This window comes from Achromobacter sp. Marseille-Q0513, assembly GCF_018195695.1.
GTDB lineage: Bacteria > Pseudomonadota > Gammaproteobacteria > Burkholderiales > Burkholderiaceae_B > Achromobacter.
The window spans coordinates 1-15,920 of the sequence record NZ_JAGTJY010000145.1; the positions used below are offsets into that span (position 1 = coordinate 1).

At 67.5% G+C, this 15,920-nt stretch carries 17 protein-coding genes; 5 read left to right on the top strand and 12 right to left on the bottom strand.

All coding sequences use genetic code 11. From position 1 onward, the window contains the following. The 7 genes from KDH83_RS23040 to KDH83_RS23070 all read right to left on the bottom strand — a co-directional run. The coding region (locus tag KDH83_RS23040; RefSeq protein ID WP_212320202.1) for an ATP-binding cassette domain-containing protein at positions 1 to 511 on the bottom strand (511 nt) is incomplete at its 3' end. After that, positions 508 to 2,346 carry a branched-chain amino acid ABC transporter ATP-binding protein/permease gene (locus KDH83_RS23045; RefSeq protein WP_212320204.1) on the bottom strand — a complete coding sequence of 613 codons (1,839 nt, stop codon included), beginning with the start codon at positions 2,344 to 2,346 and terminating at the stop codon, positions 508 to 510. The genes KDH83_RS23040 and KDH83_RS23045, both read right to left, overlap by 4 nt. A 5-nt stretch (positions 2,347 to 2,351) precedes the next feature. After that, positions 2,352 to 3,389 carry a branched-chain amino acid ABC transporter permease gene (locus KDH83_RS23050; protein ID WP_212320206.1) on the bottom strand — a complete coding sequence of 346 codons (1,038 nt, stop codon included), beginning with the start codon at positions 3,387 to 3,389 and terminating at the stop codon, positions 2,352 to 2,354. A 136-nt stretch (positions 3,390 to 3,525) separates the two neighbouring features. Beyond that, positions 3,526 to 4,689 (bottom strand): ABC transporter substrate-binding protein, encoded by a 1,164-nt coding sequence (locus KDH83_RS23055; protein WP_212320208.1) that lies wholly within the window; start codon positions 4,687 to 4,689, stop codon positions 3,526 to 3,528. 250 nt (positions 4,690 to 4,939) lie between these two features. After that, positions 4,940 to 5,497 (bottom strand): biotin transporter BioY, encoded by a 558-nt coding sequence (locus KDH83_RS23060; RefSeq protein WP_212320210.1) that lies wholly within the window; start codon positions 5,495 to 5,497, stop codon positions 4,940 to 4,942. Between the two features lie 77 nt (positions 5,498 to 5,574). Beyond that, a complete protein-coding gene (locus KDH83_RS23065) occupies positions 5,575 to 6,171 on the bottom strand; it encodes an energy-coupling factor transporter transmembrane protein EcfT (RefSeq protein WP_212320212.1) in 597 nt (198 codons plus the stop codon). A 12-nt stretch (positions 6,172 to 6,183) separates the two neighbouring features. Continuing rightward, positions 6,184 to 6,861: an ABC transporter ATP-binding protein gene (locus KDH83_RS23070; RefSeq protein WP_212320214.1), complete on the bottom strand. Its 678-nt coding sequence runs from the start codon at positions 6,859 to 6,861 to the stop codon at positions 6,184 to 6,186. 55 nt (positions 6,862 to 6,916) lie between these two features. Here KDH83_RS23070 and msrB point away from each other — a divergent pair, with 55 nt between their 5' ends. The 4 genes from msrB to KDH83_RS23090 all read left to right on the top strand — a co-directional run bounded on the left by msrB (position 6,917) and on the right by KDH83_RS23090 (position 9,038). Next, positions 6,917 to 7,315 (top strand): peptide-methionine (R)-S-oxide reductase MsrB, encoded by a 399-nt coding sequence (gene msrB / locus KDH83_RS23075; protein WP_103273093.1) that lies wholly within the window; start codon positions 6,917 to 6,919, stop codon positions 7,313 to 7,315. Between the two features lie 8 nt (positions 7,316 to 7,323). Beyond that, positions 7,324 to 7,908: a septation protein A gene (locus KDH83_RS23080; RefSeq protein WP_212320216.1), complete on the top strand. Its 585-nt coding sequence runs from the start codon at positions 7,324 to 7,326 to the stop codon at positions 7,906 to 7,908. Between the two features lie 66 nt (positions 7,909 to 7,974). Next, a complete protein-coding gene (locus KDH83_RS23085; RefSeq protein ID WP_103273091.1) occupies positions 7,975 to 8,244 on the top strand; it encodes a BolA family protein in 270 nt (89 codons plus the stop codon). 17 nt (positions 8,245 to 8,261) lie between these two features. Next, positions 8,262 to 9,038, top strand: coding sequence for a peptidylprolyl isomerase (locus tag KDH83_RS23090; protein WP_103273090.1), 777 nt, complete (start codon positions 8,262 to 8,264; stop codon positions 9,036 to 9,038). 92 nt (positions 9,039 to 9,130) lie between these two features. Here KDH83_RS23090 and KDH83_RS23095 read toward each other — a convergent pair whose 3' ends face one another. Genes KDH83_RS23095 through KDH83_RS23110 form a run of 4 tightly spaced genes read right to left on the bottom strand, consistent with a single transcriptional unit; the run spans position 9,131 to position 13,123 of the window. Then, positions 9,131 to 10,111: an alpha/beta fold hydrolase gene (locus KDH83_RS23095; RefSeq protein ID WP_212320218.1), complete on the bottom strand. Its 981-nt coding sequence runs from the start codon at positions 10,109 to 10,111 to the stop codon at positions 9,131 to 9,133. Positions 10,112 to 10,114: 3 nt separating this feature from the next. Beyond that, positions 10,115 to 10,957: a TauD/TfdA family dioxygenase gene (locus KDH83_RS23100; RefSeq protein ID WP_212320220.1), complete on the bottom strand. Its 843-nt coding sequence runs from the start codon at positions 10,955 to 10,957 to the stop codon at positions 10,115 to 10,117. A gap of 22 nt (positions 10,958 to 10,979) precedes the next feature. Beyond that, positions 10,980 to 12,128, bottom strand: a complete 1,149-nt coding sequence (locus tag KDH83_RS23105) for a Xaa-Pro peptidase family protein (RefSeq protein WP_212320221.1) — start codon at positions 12,126 to 12,128, stop codon at positions 10,980 to 10,982. A gap of 20 nt (positions 12,129 to 12,148) precedes the next feature. Continuing rightward, complete coding sequence (locus tag KDH83_RS23110; RefSeq protein ID WP_212320223.1) at positions 12,149 to 13,123, bottom strand: tripartite tricarboxylate transporter substrate binding protein; 975 nt, start codon at positions 13,121 to 13,123, stop codon at positions 12,149 to 12,151. Positions 13,124 to 13,268: 145 nt separating this feature from the next. Here KDH83_RS23110 and KDH83_RS23115 point away from each other — a divergent pair, with 145 nt between their 5' ends. Continuing rightward, positions 13,269 to 14,063 carry an IclR family transcriptional regulator C-terminal domain-containing protein gene (locus KDH83_RS23115; protein ID WP_212320225.1) on the top strand — a complete coding sequence of 265 codons (795 nt, stop codon included), beginning with the start codon at positions 13,269 to 13,271 and terminating at the stop codon, positions 14,061 to 14,063. Between the two features lie 14 nt (positions 14,064 to 14,077). On the opposite strand, the gene ligA is transcribed toward KDH83_RS23115, so the two are convergent. Then, positions 14,078 to 15,920 (bottom strand): NAD-dependent DNA ligase LigA (ligA, locus tag KDH83_RS23120; RefSeq protein ID WP_212320227.1); only part of this gene is annotated, 1,843 nt, incomplete at its 5' end.

Sequence of the window (15,920 nt, forward strand, 5' to 3'; positions counted from 1 at the left end):
CCAGCATCAGCAGCTGGGGCTTGGCCATCAGCGCGCGGCCCACCGCCAGCATCTGGCGCTCGCCGCCCGACAGCGTGCCGGCCTGCTGGGCGCGGCGCTCGCGCAAGCGCGGGAACAGGTCGAACACTTCGTTCAGCGTGTCGCGCCAGCCGCTCTCGCGCGCGCGGTAGCGGCGAAAGCCGCCCAGCAGCAGATTGTCCTCGACCGACATGGTGCCGAACAGCTCGCGGCGTTCCGGCACCAGCGACATGCCCGCGGCCACGCGGCGCTCGACCTGCCAGCCCGACACGTCGGTGCCCGAGTAATGCACCGCGCCAGCAGCGTGGCCGGTGTGCGGCAGCGAACCCATCACCGCGTTCAGCATGGTGGACTTGCCGGCGCCGTTGGCGCCGATCACGGTGACGATGCTGCCGGCCGGCACGGTCAGCGTGGCGCCGACCAGCGCACCCACCTTGCCGTAACGGGCCGACAGATTGCTGACTTCCAGCACCGGTTTCTGTTGCGCGCTCATTGCACACCTCCGGCGGCAACGGGCTTGGCCTGGTCGGCCTCGGGCAGGTCGTCGTCGATGCCGCCCAGGTAGGCTTCCAGCACCGCCGGGTTCTGCTGCACTTCGGCCGGCACGCCTTCGGCCAGCTTGGTGCCGAAATCCATCACCACCAGGTGGTTGGTCAGGCGCATCACAAAATCCATATCGTGTTCAACCAGCAGAATGCTCATGCCCTCGGCGCGCAGCTGTTCCAGCACGCGGGCCAGGTCTTGCTTTTCCTTGTAGCGCAGGCCGGCGGCGGGTTCGTCCAGCAACAGCAGCACCGGATCGGCGGCCAGCGCGCGCGCGATCTCCAGGATGCGCTGCTGGCCCAGCGCCAGGTTGCCCGCCTGCTCGTACAGGTACTCGCCCAGGCCCACGCGCTTGACCTGCTCGGCCGCCTCGTGCAGCAGCTGGGCCTCGCGGGCGCGGTCGCTGTGCAGCGCGCCGGCCAGCACGCCCACGTCGGAGCGCAGGTGCGCGCCCAGCGCCACGTTCTCCAGCACCGTCATGCCAGGCAACAGCTGCACGTGCTGGAAGGTGCGGCCCACGCCCAGCTTGGCGATCTCGCGCGCCGAGCGGTTGTCGATGCGCTCGCCCATGAAGCGGACCTGGCCGCGCGTGACCGGCAGCACGCCGCTGATCAGGTTGAAGGTGGTGCTCTTGCCGGCGCCGTTCGGGCCGATCAGGCCCATGATCTCGCCGGAGCTGACCTTGAAGCTGATGTCGTTGACCGCCACCAGGCCGCCGAATTCCTTGCGGATGGCATCCACTTCCAGCACGACCTGACCGGGTTGCGGGCGTTGGCGCGCCGGCAAGGCCGGTGCGGGCGCCGGCGGCGCCAGGTTGCGGCGCGAGCCGTCGGCGCCGGTGACGCCATCCCACCAGCTGGCCAGGATCGGCCATAGGCCGTTGCGCGCGTATTGCAGCATCAGGATCAGCAGCACGCCGAAGACGATCATCTCGAAGTTGGCGTTGGTGTCCAGCAGCTTGGGCAGCCAGTTCTGCAACTGGTCCTTCAGCACCAGGATGACGGTCGAGCCCAGCAGCGCCCCCCAGACGTAGCCGGCGCCGCCGACCACCGCCATGAACAGGTATTCGATGCCGTAGTTGATGCCGAACGGGCTGGGGCTGACGGCGCGCTGCATGTGCGCGTACAGCCAGCCCGACACGCAGGCCAGCAGCGCGGCCCAGACGAAGATCACGACCTTGTACGCGGCCGTGTTCACGCCCATGGACTCGGCCATGCCCGCGCCGCTCTTGAGCGCGCGGATGGCGCGCCCGGGGCGCGAGTTCAGCAGGTTGCGGGTCGCCAGCAGCGCCAGCAGCACGAAGGCCCAGATCAGGAAATAGATGTGGCGGCCGCTGGCCAGCGACACGCCGAAGATGCTGATGGGCTCGATGCCGGCGATACCGTCGTGCTTGCCCAGCCAGTCGATGTTGCCGAACAGGAAGTACAGCGACAGCCCCCAGGCGATGGTGCCCAGCGGCAGGTAGTGGCCGGACAGGCGCAGCGTGATCGCGCCCAGCAGATAGGCGACCACGCCCGTCAGCACCAGGCCGGCCGGCAGGGCCAGCCACGGCGACACGTCGTACTGCGTGGTCAGGAAGGCCGTGGTGTAGGCGCCCAGGCCGACGAAGGCCGCCTGGCCGAACGAGGTCAGGCCGCCCACGCCGGTGAGCAGCACCAGGCCCAGCACCACCAGGCTGGCCAGCCCGATGTAGTTCAGCTGGGTCACCCAGAACTCTGGCGTGGCCGGCACCAGCGGCAGCGCCGCCAGCGCGACGACGAAGACGATAAGCAAAATGCGGTTCATGACGTTTATTCCTCTTCGTCCACGTGATGGCTGCTGAACGAACGCCAGACCAGAACCGGGATAATCAGGGTGAAGACGATGACTTCCTTGTAGGCGCTGGCCCAGAACGACGAGAACGATTCCAGCACGCCCACCAGCAGCGAGCCGGCGGCCGCCACGGGATAGCTCGCCAGGCCGCCGATGATGGCGCCGACGAAGCCCTTCAGGCCGATCAGGAAGCCGGTGTCGTAATAGACCGTGGTGATCGGGGCGATCAACATGCCCGACATGGCGCCGATGGCGGTGGCCAGCGTGAAGGTCAGACTGCCCGACATGGTGGTGCTGATGCCCACCAGGCGCGCGCCGCGGCGGTTGACGGCGGTGGCGCGCAGCGCGCGGCCGTACAGCGTCTTGCCGAAGAACAGCCACAGGCCGACGATCAGGATGGCGCAGGTCGCCACCACGAACAGGCTCTGGGCAGACCAGGTCGTGAAGCCCAGGTCCACCTGGCCGCTCACGAACGCCGGCGTGCGCCAGCCTTCGGCGCCGAAGAACACCAGGGCCAGGCCGGTCAGCGCGAAGTGCACGGCCACCGACACGATCAGCAGCACCAGCACGGTGGCTTCGGCCAGCGGTTGATAGACGATGCGATAGACCATCGGGCCCATCGGGATGACCAGCGCCAGCGTCAGCAGCATGTTCAGCCACAGCGAGGTGCCGGGCGCGACGTAGCTCTGCGTCAGCCAAAGCAGCGCGAGCGGCAGGACGAGACAGGCGACGAACGCCTTGGGCAGACCGGCGGCATTGCGGGTGCGCACGGCGCGCAGCACTTCCATGGCCAGCGCGACCACGCCCAGCAGGGGCAGCAAATAGGCCGTGCCGGGCACCTTGCCGTCGACCAGCATGGCCAGCGTCAGCGCGCCGAACGCCACGAACTCGCCCTGGGGAATGAAGATGACGCGCGTGACGGCGAAAACCAGCACCAGAGCCATGCCCAGGAGGGCATAGATAGCGCCGTTGACCACACCGTCCTGCAGCAGAATCAGCGCAATTGAGGAATCCATCGAACAACTACCTTGTGATTGCTTGGGTGTTCCGGCCGCGCCCGGAACACCGATGCGACGCGCCGGCCGGAAGGACCGTCGCGTCGCATGGCGCGGGCGCCGCTTGCGGGCGCCCCGTGAACAGGCAAGCCGCGCCTTACAGGCCCGGCTGGTACACCCACTTGCCGCCTTCGACCTTGACGATGACGCGCGAGCGCTCGTCGAAGCCCGCGTGGTCGGTGGGCGACATGTTGAACACGCCCTGGGAAGCGGGCAGGTCCTTGATGCTTTCCAGTGCATCGCGCATGGCGGCGCGGAACTCCGGCGTGCCGGGCTTGGCGCCCGTCTTCAGCGCGACGGGCAAGGCGGCCACGACCAGCTGGCCGGCGTCCCACATATGGCCGCCGAAGGTGTTGGTCGAACCGGCGCCGTGGGCCTTCTCGTAGGTTTCAACATAGGCCAGGGCCGACTTCTTGACCGCGTTGCTGTCGGGCAGCTGGGCCGCGACCAGCAGCGGGCCGGCCGGCAGGAACATGCCGTCGCAGTCCTTGCCGCAGACGCGCAGCACGTCGTTGTTGGCGGCGCCGTGGGTCTGGTAGATCACGCCGCCGTAGTTGCGCGCGCGCAGTTCCTTCTGCGGCAGGGCCGAAGGCGTGCCGGCGCCGGCGATCAGGATGGCGTCGGGCTTGGCGCCGACCAGCTTCAGGACCTGGCCGGTCACGCTGGTGTCGGTGCGGCTGTATTTTTCGATCGAGACGATCTCGATGCCCTTGGCCTTGGCGGCCTTCTGCATCACGTCCAGCCAGCCGTCGCCATAGGCGTCGGCGAAGCCGATGAAGCCCAGCGTCTTGACCTTGGACTTGGACATGGCGTCGGCCAGCGCGCCGGCCATCAGGGCGTCGTTCTGCGGGGTCTTGAAGACCCAGCGGCGCTTGTCGTCGACCGGCTCGACGATCTTGGCGCTGGCGGCCACGCTGATCATCGGCACCTTGGCTTCGGCGGCCACGTCGACCATGGCCAGCGAGCCCGGCGTCACGGACGTGCCGATCAGCACGTCGACCTTGTCGTCGGAGGCGAGCTTGCGCGAGTTCTTGACGGCTTGCGTCGTGTCGGTGGCGTCGTCCAGGACGATCCATTCGATCTTCTGGCCGGCCACTTCCTTCGGCAGCAGGGCGACCGTGTTGCGCTCGGGGATGCCCAGCGAGGCGGCGGGGCCGGTGCTGGACACCGTCACGCCGACCTTGACCTGGGCGCTGGCCAGCAGCGGCAGGGTCAGGGCAACGGCGGCGGCGGCCGCGGTCAAGCCGAAATGCTTGCGCATGTTTTGTCTCCTGTGGCGGCTCTTCTTTTGGTGCCTCGTTCGAGGCGAAGCGAGCCTAGTTAAAGTTATACAGAAAAAAATATTATAGGGTTAAATCAGTATCACATGATGCGGCGCAACTACGGTAAATCCCTGATGTGCTACGGAAACCGAAACTCAGCGAACGCATTCGTCAATGGCGAACTTGTACTGGAAAGCCCCAAACGCGTCAGTTGGGGGATTCCCTGTCCCCGTGCGTCCGCCGCAAGCCTCAACGGCCCGGCAAGGGCCAGACGCGTGCCACGCGCGACGTCACCCAGGCGGCCACGGCCGCCTTGATCAGATCGCCAGGCACGAACACGGCCACGGCCAGCGCCGCCTTGCCCAGGTCCATCTTGGCGACCGAGGCCAGCCAGGGCACGCCGCAGGCATACACCACCGCGATGCCGCCGACCACGCAGGCGACCGCAAAGCCCGCCACGCCGGCCCAGGTGCCGGGTGCTCGGCCCGCCAGCCGGCGCGCCAGCCAGCCCGTGACGAACGCGCCGATCGGCATGCCGATCAGGAAGCCGCCGGTCGGCCCCAGGAAGGCCCCCATCCCGCCGCGCCCGCCCGGCAGCACCGGCAGGCCGATGGCCGCCAGCGCCAGGTACAGCAGGCAGGCCAGCGCCCCGCGCACCGGTCCCAGCATGGCGCCGGCCAACATGGCGCCCAGCGTCTGCAGCGTGACCGGCACCGGAATGGCCGGCAACGGAATCGGCGGCACCAGGCTCAGCACCACGATGAGCGCCGCGAACAGCGCCACCAGCACGGTATTGTTGGATTTCATGGCATTCCCCTCCCTAGGGACGATTTTCCCGGATGATTCTTCCCGGATGATGAAAGCGGGGTCAAGAGGCGTGGCGTTCAGGGACTGCGCGCGTCGATGGCTTCCGAGACTTCCTGCGCCCGCTTCAGCGTCAGCACGATCAGCGGCACGATCAGCGCCAGGGGATTGGCGCCCAGCCCGCGCGCGGCCTGCGCCTCGCGGATCTCATGGAAATTGCGCCAGATCTCGGGCACGAAGCGCAGCGCCAGCGCCAGGGCCAGCGCCACCTTGCCGGCATCGAGCAGGCCCAGGCGCTGCAGGGGCAGCAGCACCCATTCGCACACGGCGATCAGATCGGCGGTGCGCGTTGTCAGCGTCACGGCCAGCGCCAGCCCCACCATCGCGCCGACCCGCAACAACACGGCCAACGCCTCGATCCAGCCCTGGAAAAATCCGGTGAACATGCCCAGCGCCAGCAGAACCCACGCCAGGCCGCGCAATTGGCGCCAGAGCAGCGCGGCCCCGGCGCCGCTGGACCAGACCAGCCCCACGGCCACGGCCAGCGCCAGGCCCAGCCAGAGCGGATCGCGCAACGCGAACAGCCCCGCCCCCGCCGCGCACAGCGCCAGCAGCTTCAGTCCGGCAGGCAGCCGGTGCAGCCGGGAATTGCCTGCGATATATAGCGGTTCGAGCATGGGCGGCCGCCCTCAGGCGAAATGATCACGGTACCAGCGCAGGGCGGCGGCCGGTTGGTCGTCGGCGGCGACGCGGCCATCGGCGATCACCAGCACCCGGTCGAAATCCTCGAGCAGGGCCAGGTCGTGGCTGACCACGACGGCGTCGTGCGCCAGCCCGGCGATCGCATCGCGGACGCGGTTGCGGTTGCGCAGGTCCAGCTGGGTGGTCGGTTCGTCGAACACCACCAGCGCCGGTTCCATCACCAGCACCGCGGCCAGGGCGGCCAGCTGGCGCTCGCCGCCGGACAGGCTGTGGCTGGCGCGGTCCGCCAGGTGGGCCACGCCCAGGCGTTGCAACTGGTCCTCGATGCGGGCCTCGCGGCGGGCGCGGTCGGGTTCCAGCTGTTTCAGGCCGAAAGCCAGGTCTTCGCGCACGATGGGAAAGACGATCTGGTTTTCGGGATTCTGGAACACGAAGCCGACCCGTCGCCGCACGGCTTTCAGGTCCTGCCGCGTATCCAGCCCGTCCACGCTGACCCGGCCCGATGTCGGCAAGGCCAATCCATTGAGCAGGCGCGCCAGCGTGCTCTTGCCGGCGCCGTTCGGACCGACGATGCCCACGCGGCGCTCCGCCAGCGTCAGGCTGAGCCCGCGCAGCACCTCGGCCTGCGGCGTGGAAACGACCACCTGGTCAAACTGGATTAACATGGGGCGGGATTATGCCCGAACCATTCCGGGCCTCGGGACTCCAAGAGCTCTATATATGGACAAAGTACGCAAATCCGACGCTGAATGGCGGGCCCAGCTGTCACCGGAAGAATACGTCGTCGCCCGCCAAAAAGGTACGGAACGCGCCTTCACCGGCCGCTACTGGAACACGTTCACCCACGGCATCTACCGCTGCGTGGGCTGTGGCACGCCGCTGTTCGCTTCCGACACCAAATTCGATGCCGGCTGTGGCTGGCCCAGCTACTTCGAGCCGATCGACCCGGCGCGGGTGCGTGAAGAGCGCGACATCAGCCACGGCATGGTGCGCACCGAGGTGCTGTGCAATATCTGCGACGCCCACCTGGGCCACGTCTTCCCCGACGGCCCCGAACCCACCGGGCTGCGCTATTGCATCAATTCGCTGTCGATGACGTTTGAACCGCTGGAAGACTGAAGCCCCGCATGAAGAAGTTCCTGTTCGACCTGTTCCCGCTGATCCTGTTCTTTGTCGCCTACCGGTATGCGGACATCTTCATCGCCACCGGCGTCGCCATGGCGGCCGCCGTGCTGCAGATCGTCTGGCTCAAGCTCACCGGCAAGGCCATCGAGGCCATGCACTGGATCAACCTGACCGTGATCCTGGTGTTCGGCGGCGCCACCATCTGGCTGCACAGCGACGTCTTCATCAAGTGGAAGCCGACCGTGCTGTATTGGATGTTCGGCGGCGCGCTGGTGCTGGCGCGGCTGTTCTTCCGCCGCAACCTGATCCGCGGCCTGATGGAAAAGCAGATCCAGCTGCCCGACCCGGCCTGGGAAAAGCTCAACCTGGTCTGGGCGGGCTTCTTCCTGGTGGCCGGCGCGCTCAACCTGTACGTGGCCTTCTCCGGCCAGTTCACCGAGTCGCAATGGGTCAGCTTCAAGGCCTTCGGCCTGATGGGCCTGATGATCGTGTTCGTGATCGGCCAGTCGCTCTGGCTGGGCAAGCACATCCAGCCCGGCGAAGAGACTTCGTCCGATTCCGGCGCGTCCGGCGGCAAGCAACCCTGATCCCTCCCACACGCCACCGGGGCACGCCATTTGAGGCCGCCCCGGCGGAACCTCTCCGCTAAAGATATGTCTGAAACCACCGACCGCATCGCCCTGATCCGGGAGCGCCTGGCCGCGCTGGAACCGGTCAGTCTTGAAATTCAAGACGAATCCTATTTGCACGCAGGCCATGAAGGAAGTAAAAACGGCGCCGGCCATTACCGCGTGCTGATTGTGGCGCCCTGCTTCGCCGGGCAGTCCGCCGTCGCCCGCCATAGGCTGGTGTATCATCATTTGCAAGATTTGATCCCCTATCCGATCCATGCGCTTGCGCTAGACGCACAGGCTCCCAAATAGAAGGTAAAAGGACTTTCATGAAACGCATCGTCATGCTGGCCGCCGCTTGCGCCATCGCCCTGCCGGCTTTTGCCCAGAACGTGGCAACCGTCAACGGCAAGGCCATTCCGCAGAAGAGCCTGGATCAATTCGTCAAGCTGCTGGTCACCCAGGGCGCCACGGATTCCCCGCAGCTGCGCGAGCAGGTCAAGCAGGAAATGATCAACCGCCAGATCTTCGTGCAGGCCGCCGAATCCAACGGCATCGCCAAGCAAGCCGACGTGCAGACCGAGATCGAACTGGCTCGCCAGGGCATCCTGGTGCGCGCGCTGATGGCCGACTACCTGGCCAAGCACCCGGTGTCGGACGCCAAGGTCACGGCCGAGTACGAAAAGATCAAGAAGGAACAAGCGGGCAAGATGGAGTACAAGGTCCGCCACATCCTGGTTGAAGACGAAAAGACCGCCAACGACCTGCTGACCCAACTGAAGGGCAACAAGGGCAAGTTCGACGATCTGGCCAAGAAGAACTCCAAGGATCCCGGCAGCGCCGAAAAGGGTGGCGACCTGGGTTGGGCTCCCCCGACCAACTACGTGCAGCCTTTCGCCCAGGCCGTCACGCAGCTGAAGAAGGGCCAACTGGTCGACAAGCCCGTCCAGACCCAGTTCGGCTGGCACATCATCCAGGTCGACGACACCCGCCCGGTGCAGTTCCCGCCGCTGGATCAGGTGCGCCCGCAGATCGAGGAAATGCTGCGCCAGCAAACCCTGGCCGACTACCAGAAGGACCTGCGCGAAAAGGCCAAGATCCAGTAAGGATCGGCTGATCGCCCAGGAAGAACTGCCCGCGCATGCGGGCAGTTTTTTTTTCCACAGCCTGGCGCCGACAGCGGCCAGCTCCGCCGCATTCAGGCCAGCGCCCGGCGCAGGCAGGCATCCCACAGCGGCCCTTCCAGCGCGGGCGAGGCATGGCCATAGCGTCCGGCCACCGTCATGGGATGCACGCAGGGCGGCAAGGCGGTTTCATCGCCGGGCGGAAACAGCAGGTCCGACGCGCAGCGCAGCCAGTACAGCGGCGCGCGCAAGGACGCGAGCGCATGGCGGACGTCATGGCGGCTGGCGGCCGCTCGCAAGGCCGCCATCGACCAGGGCGAAAAGCGCGCCGCCCAGGCGCGCGCCTCGGCGTCCAGCGCCTGCTCGGGCTCGCGCACGCCGGCATCGGCCAGCCATAGGCCCCGGCCATAGCGCAGCAAGGCGTCCCGCCGCGCCGCGACCCACTCCGCGCGCGCCCACGCATCGCCAGCCTGCAGCGCGGCGGCCAGGCGCCGCAGCGCGATGACATCGCTCCAGTTGCCGCCGCCGCGCGGCCCGGATGCCAGCGCCAGCGCCCGCCCGAGCGGCACGGGCGGATCGAGCGCCCACTGGAACGCCTGATAGCCGCCATAGGAATAGCCCACCACCGCGTCCAGCCGCGCCACGCCCAGGGCGCGCAGCCATAGCCCTTGCAGGCGCACGCTGTCGGCGATGGTGAAGTCGGGAAATGACGCAGGCGTTTCCCCGTCCGGCGCGCTGCTGCCAAAACATGAACCCAGCGCATTGGGCGCCAGCACGCAGGTATGGCGCGTATCCAGCGCGGCGCCCGGCCCCAGCCAGCCCGATGCCCATCCGGCATCCGGATGGACTTCCCCGCGAGCCGGCGCGAGCGCCTGCTGGCTGCCGGAGATGCCGTGCAGCAGCAGCACGACGGCACGGGCCTTCGCCGGCTCCGGCCCGTAGCGACGCCAGGCCACCCGCGCCGGCGCGATGCGGCCGCCGCCGTCCAGCGCCAGGATCTCGATCCTGGTCTCGCCGGCGGCTTGGCAGGGATCGGCGGGGTCGGGACGCGCCATGGCCTATACCGGACGCTCGCCCATGACCGTGGTCCGATAGATCGTCCGCCGCAGGCTGGCCGGCAGCTCCCGCGTGGTCGCCTTGTGCATCACGCAGCGGTTGTCCCACATCACGACATCGCCCGGCGACCACTGCAGCGCGTACTGGGATTCCGGCCGGGTGCAATGCGCGAACAGGCGTTCCAGCAGCTCCCTGCTGTCCTCGGCGCCCCACCCCGCCACCTCCGCGGTCATGCCGGGGTGCACGTATAGCGCCTTCCTCCCCGTCTCGGGGTGGGTACGCGCGATGGGATGTTCAACATCAGGCGTTTCCGCCAGCTGCGCGGCATCCATCACCACCCGGGTGCCCTCATCGGCTCGGCTGTTGCGGGGGCGATAGCGATGCACGGCCTTCAACCCGTCCAGCTGCGCCTTGATCGCATCGTCCAGCGTCTCGTAGGCCCGGTACATGTTGATGAACAGCGTATTGCCGCCTTCCGCGGGAATGGTCTGCGCGTTCAGGATGGTGGCCTTGGCGGGACATTCGCGAAAGGCGAAATCCGAATGCCAGTAGGAACCGCCGTCGGCAATGCCCGCGGGCACGCCGTTCTTGACTTCGTTCGACAGCACGAAGATCTCGGGATACTCGGGATGGTTGTACTGGGCCAGCACGTGGATATCCAGTTCGCCGAAGCGGCGGCTGAAGCGCAGCTGCCCTTCTGGCGACAGCTGCTGGTCCTTGAAGACCAGCAGCTGATGCTTCAGGAACAGTTCATTCACGGCGGCGAAGGCCGCGTCATCCAGCGTTTCGAGATTCACGCCGCGCACTTGCGCGCCGATGAGCGGACTGAGAGCTTGGGCTTGCATGTTCGGGCTCCAAAGAAAGGGTTCAAGGCAGGCGGTGGACGCGGGCCTCGGTGCGCAGCAGCGGCTCGGCGCCGTGCTCACCGATCAGGACGGGATATTCCAGCCGCATGCCGCCCAGGCCGGGCCGGTACAGGTGCGTGCCCAATGCCACCACCATGCCCGGCGTGACCTCGTCGTGGCTGCGCAGGTTGATGAAGGGACGGGTGCGGGCGCAGGTGCCCAGGCCGTGGCCGAACAGGGGCAGGCCGAACTCGGCGAGCCCGTGTTTTTCGAACACGGCGATGCCGCGCCGCGCGCAGTCGGCGATGGCGCGTCCCGGCGTCAGCGCGGCGAGCATGGTCTGCACGGTTTCCTCCCAGCAGTCGATCAAGGCGGCCTGCGCCTCGGTCGGCCGGCCCAGGAAGATCGGCAGCGCCGTATCGGCCATGTACAGATCCAGCAGCGGATGCAGATCCAGGATGACGAATTCGTCGCGCCCGATGGGCCGGTCGGTCGCCTGCTGCGTGACACCGCGCAGGAAGCCGGTGCGTTCGCCCGCTCCCACCTCGGTGCCACCCGTCACCGCCCAGGACCAGGTGCTGCCGCGTTGCCGGATGGCACGTTCGATCTCGCCGGCGATTTCGTTTTCAGTGGCGCCGGCCCGCACGGCATTCATGCCCTGCTCGAAACCGTAGTCGGACACTTCGGCGGCATGGCGCAGGCGCTCGATCTCGGCGGCATCCTTGATCAGCATGAGATCGTCGATCACATCCACCCCGTTCTCGAACCGGGCCTTGGGCAATTGCCCGGACAGGGAAAAGAACTCGGCAGCGGTCAGCATGCCGGGCGCGATCTGGGCGGCGCCCGGATGCGCCAGGTCCAGGGCGACCTTGCCCTGCGCCAGGCCATGGTGCTCCAGCCGCTGACGTATCAACTGCGGAAAATCGGCGAACTCGAATTCGTGCACGTCCATATCGTGGCCTTCGGCGCGCACACGCGCGGCGTCCATGGCCCAATAGATGAACTCGCAGTGGCCCGAGGCCGTGACCAGCACGGCGCCGCGCCAGGGCATGAATGCCCCGCTCAGATAGTGCAAGGCGCCTTGGCGGGTGCCGAGATAGGCGTCGAAACCGAGTTCGCGCGCGTGCTGGGCGACCCGCTTGCGGCGGGCCTGGAAATCGATGGGCAACATGGGGATTCCTTGGCGGGGGTTCAGGAAACGGAGGCGCCGGACGCCTTGACCACGGGCGCCCATTTCTCGGTTTCCTCTGTCGTGAAACGAGCGAATTCATCGGGCGTGCTGGCAACCGGATCGGCGGCCTGCGAGGTGAGCTGCGCCTTGACCTTGGGGTCGGCCAGGGCCTTGGCGATTTCCTGCTGAAGACGGTCCACCACCGGACGCGGCGTGCCGGCAGGCGCGAACACGCCGATCCAGGACGTCATCGCATAGCCGGGCAGCGTTTCCGATACCGAAGGCACGTCCGGCTCGGCCGGCGACCGCTTGGGCCCCGTGACGGCGATGGCGCGCAGCTTGCCCGCCTTGATCAGCGGCTGGGCGATGACCAGGCTGTCGAACGCCAGATCGGCCTGGCCGCCCATCACGTCCGTCAACGCCGGCAGGCTGCCCTTGTAGGGGATGTGCTGCATCTTGATGCCCGCCATCTCGTTGAAGAGTTCGCCCGACATGTGCATCGACGTTCCGCTGCCGCCCGAGGCCCGGTTGAGTTCGCCGGGATGGGACTTGGCATAGGCGATCAGATCGGCCACCGAGTTGATCGGCAGCTTGGGGTTGACCACCACCACCAGCGGATAGGACACGACCTGGGTCACCGCCACCAGGTCCTTCAGCGGCTGGTACGGCATCGACTTGTACAGCGTCTGGTTGATGGCATTGGTGCCGATCGTGCCCATCAGGATGGTGTAGCCATCGGGCGCGGCCTTGGCCACCGCGTCCGCGCCGATATTGCCGCCGGCGCCGGGCTTGGCCTCGACGACGACGGGCACGCCCATGCTCTGGGTCATGCGCTCGGCAAGCAGGCGGGTGACGATTTCCGTGGGACCGCCCGCGGCCGCGGGCACGATGAAACGGATGGGCTTGCTGGGATAGGTGTCGCCGGCGGCCGCGGCAACCGCCGCGCCCAGCGCCAGGACGACCGCGCCCGTGGCGCGGATGAATCTGCTGCACATGGCCTTCCTCCTTGGATGCGTGTCCGTGCCAGAGTCATGACCGGACATCTTTTGGCGAACATTTGTTCGCTAAACATCATTTTATGGAGAAAGCGGCGGATGTCAAACTACAATCGACGGCATTGCAGAACACCATCGTGGACCCATGGATTCGACCTTGCCGGAAACCAGCGAAAAGAAAGAAGAGTTTCTCGACAGCCTGGCCAATGGCCTGCAGCTGTTGCGCATCTATGCCACGGGCGTGGCCAGCGTGACTGTGCAGGAAGCCGCCGAACAGCTGGACGTCACGCGCGCGGCATCGCGCCGCATCCTGCTGACGCTGGAAAAGCTGGGATATGTGCGGCAGGACGGCAGGCAGTTCTCGCCCACCCCCAAGGTCATGGACCTGGGATATGCCTATTTCGCCTCGCTGAGCCTGCCCAGCCTGGTGCGGCCGGTGATGCAGGATGTGGCGCGCGCCTTGGGTGAAACCTGTTCACTGGGCGTGCTGGACCGCGAGCACGTCGTGTTCCTGGCGCGCGAGGAAGCGCCCAAGCTGCTCAAGCTGGACCTGACGATCGGCAGCCGCCTTCCCGCCTACGCTCACTCGCTGGGACGCGCGCTGCTGTCGACGCTGGACGACGAGGCGCTTGACCAGTATCTGGACAACGCCGAACTCAAGCGCCTCACGCCCTACACCACGGTCTCGAAGACCGCGCTGCGCAAGCTGATCCGCCAGGTGCGCAGCGACGGCTACAGCATTTCGGTCAGCGAGCTGGTGGATGGTTTTGCCGGCGTGGCCGTGCCGCTGCGCAACCATGAAGGCAAGGTGGTGGCGGGCCTGAGCGTCAGCATGGTGCTGGGCGCCCGCTCACCGGATGAGCTGCGGCGCCAGCACCTGCCCGCGCTGCAACGCGCGGCGGCGACGATACTCGACTCGATGCCGCGCAGCGGCATCTGACCCTGCCGGCGCGCTCAGCCGTCCAGGCCCAGCAGCGCCTTCAGCGCGTCCTCGTCCAGCACGGTGACGCCCAGTTCCTGTGCCTTGGCCAGCTTGCTGCCGGCCTCTTCGCCTGCGACCAGGTAGGCGGTCTTCTTGGAGACCGAGCCGCTGACCTTGCCGCCCGCCGCCTGGATGCGCATCGAGGCTTCCTCGCGCGTCCAGGTGGGCAGCGTGCCGGTCAGCACGAAGGTCTTGCCGGCCAGCGTGGTGTCTTCGGGCATGGCCTCGGCCACCGGATGCACGCCCTGCGACTTGAGCTGTTCGATGACGTCGCGGTTGTGCTGTTCGGCGAAGAAGCGGCGGATGGAGCCCGCCACCACCGGTCCCACGTCCGGCACGGACGACAGCGCGTCCTCGTCGGCGTCCATGATGGCCTCGATACTGCCGAAATGGCGCGCCACGTCGCGCGCGGTGGTCTCGCCGACGTGACGGATGCCCAGCGCGAACAGCAGGCGTCCCAGCGCCGGCGCGCGGGCCTTGTCGATGGCCTCGACCAGGTTGTCGGCCGACTTCTGGCCCATGCGGTCCAGGCCCACCAGTTCGAGCGGCCGCAGGCTGTACAGATCGGCCAGCGACTTCACGCGGCCGCTGTCGACCAGCTGGTCCACCAGTTTTTCGCCCAGCCCTTCGATATCCAGCGCCTTGCGGCTGGCGGCGTGCCACAGCGTCTGCTTGCGCTGCGCGCCGCAGAACAGGCCGCCCGTGCAGCGGGCGATGGTCTCGTCCTCCAACCGCTCGATGGCCGAGCCGCAGACCGGACAGGCGGTGGGCATGACGAACTCGCGCGCGTCGGCGGGCCGCTTTTCCAGCACCGCGCCAACCACCTCGGGGATCACGTCGCCGGCGCGGCGCACGATCACCGTGTCGCCGATGCGCACATCCTTGCGCCGGATCTCGTCTTCGTTGTGCAGCGTCGCGTTGGTCACGGTGACGCCGCCCACGAACACCGGCTTGAGCCGCGCGACGGGCGTGATGGCGCCGGTGCGTCCCACCTGCACCTCGATGTCCAGCAGGGTCGTGGTGGCCTCTTCGGCCGGGAACTTGTGCGCCAGCGCGAAGCGCGGCGCGCGCGCCACGAAGCCCAGCAGCCTCTGCGCCGCCAGCGAATCAACCTTGTAGACCACGCCGTCGATGTCGTAGGGCAGCGACGGGCGCAGCGCCCCGACCTTGGCGTAATAGTCCAGCAGCCCCTGGGCGCCACGGACGCGCTGGTTGAATTTCACGTTGACGGGCAGGCCCAGCGAGCCCAGCCAGTCCAGCATGGCGCCGTGCAGCTTGCCGGTATCGCCGGGCAGCGCCTCGGCGCCGGAAGCTGCCTCGTCGAACAGTCCGGCCTGCTCTTGCGGGATGCCGCGCAATTCGCCCCAGCTGTAGGCGAAGAAGCGCAGCGGCCGCTTGGCGGTGATGCGGGGGTCGAGCTGGCGCAGGCTGCCGGCGGCGGCGTTGCGCGGATTGACGAAGATCTTTTCGTCTCGCTTGGCCTGCGCCTGGTTCAGTTTTTCGAAATCGGCGCGGTTCATCAGCACTTCGCCGCGCACTTCCAGCACCTTGGGCGCGGGGCCGCTGAGCTGCAGCGGAATGGCCTTGATCGTGCGGATGTTGGAGGTGACGTCCTCGCCGGTCTGGCCGTCGCCGCGCGTGGCGGCCTGCACCAGGCGGCCGTCCTCGTAGCGCAGGCTGATCGCCAGGCCGTCGAGCTTGAGTTCACAGAAATAGTCGGCTTCTTCGGCCGGGCCCAGGAGGCCCGCGCCGCGCAGCGTGTCGGTCACGCGGCGGTCGAAGGCTTCCACGTCCTCGGCCTCGAAGGCATTGCCC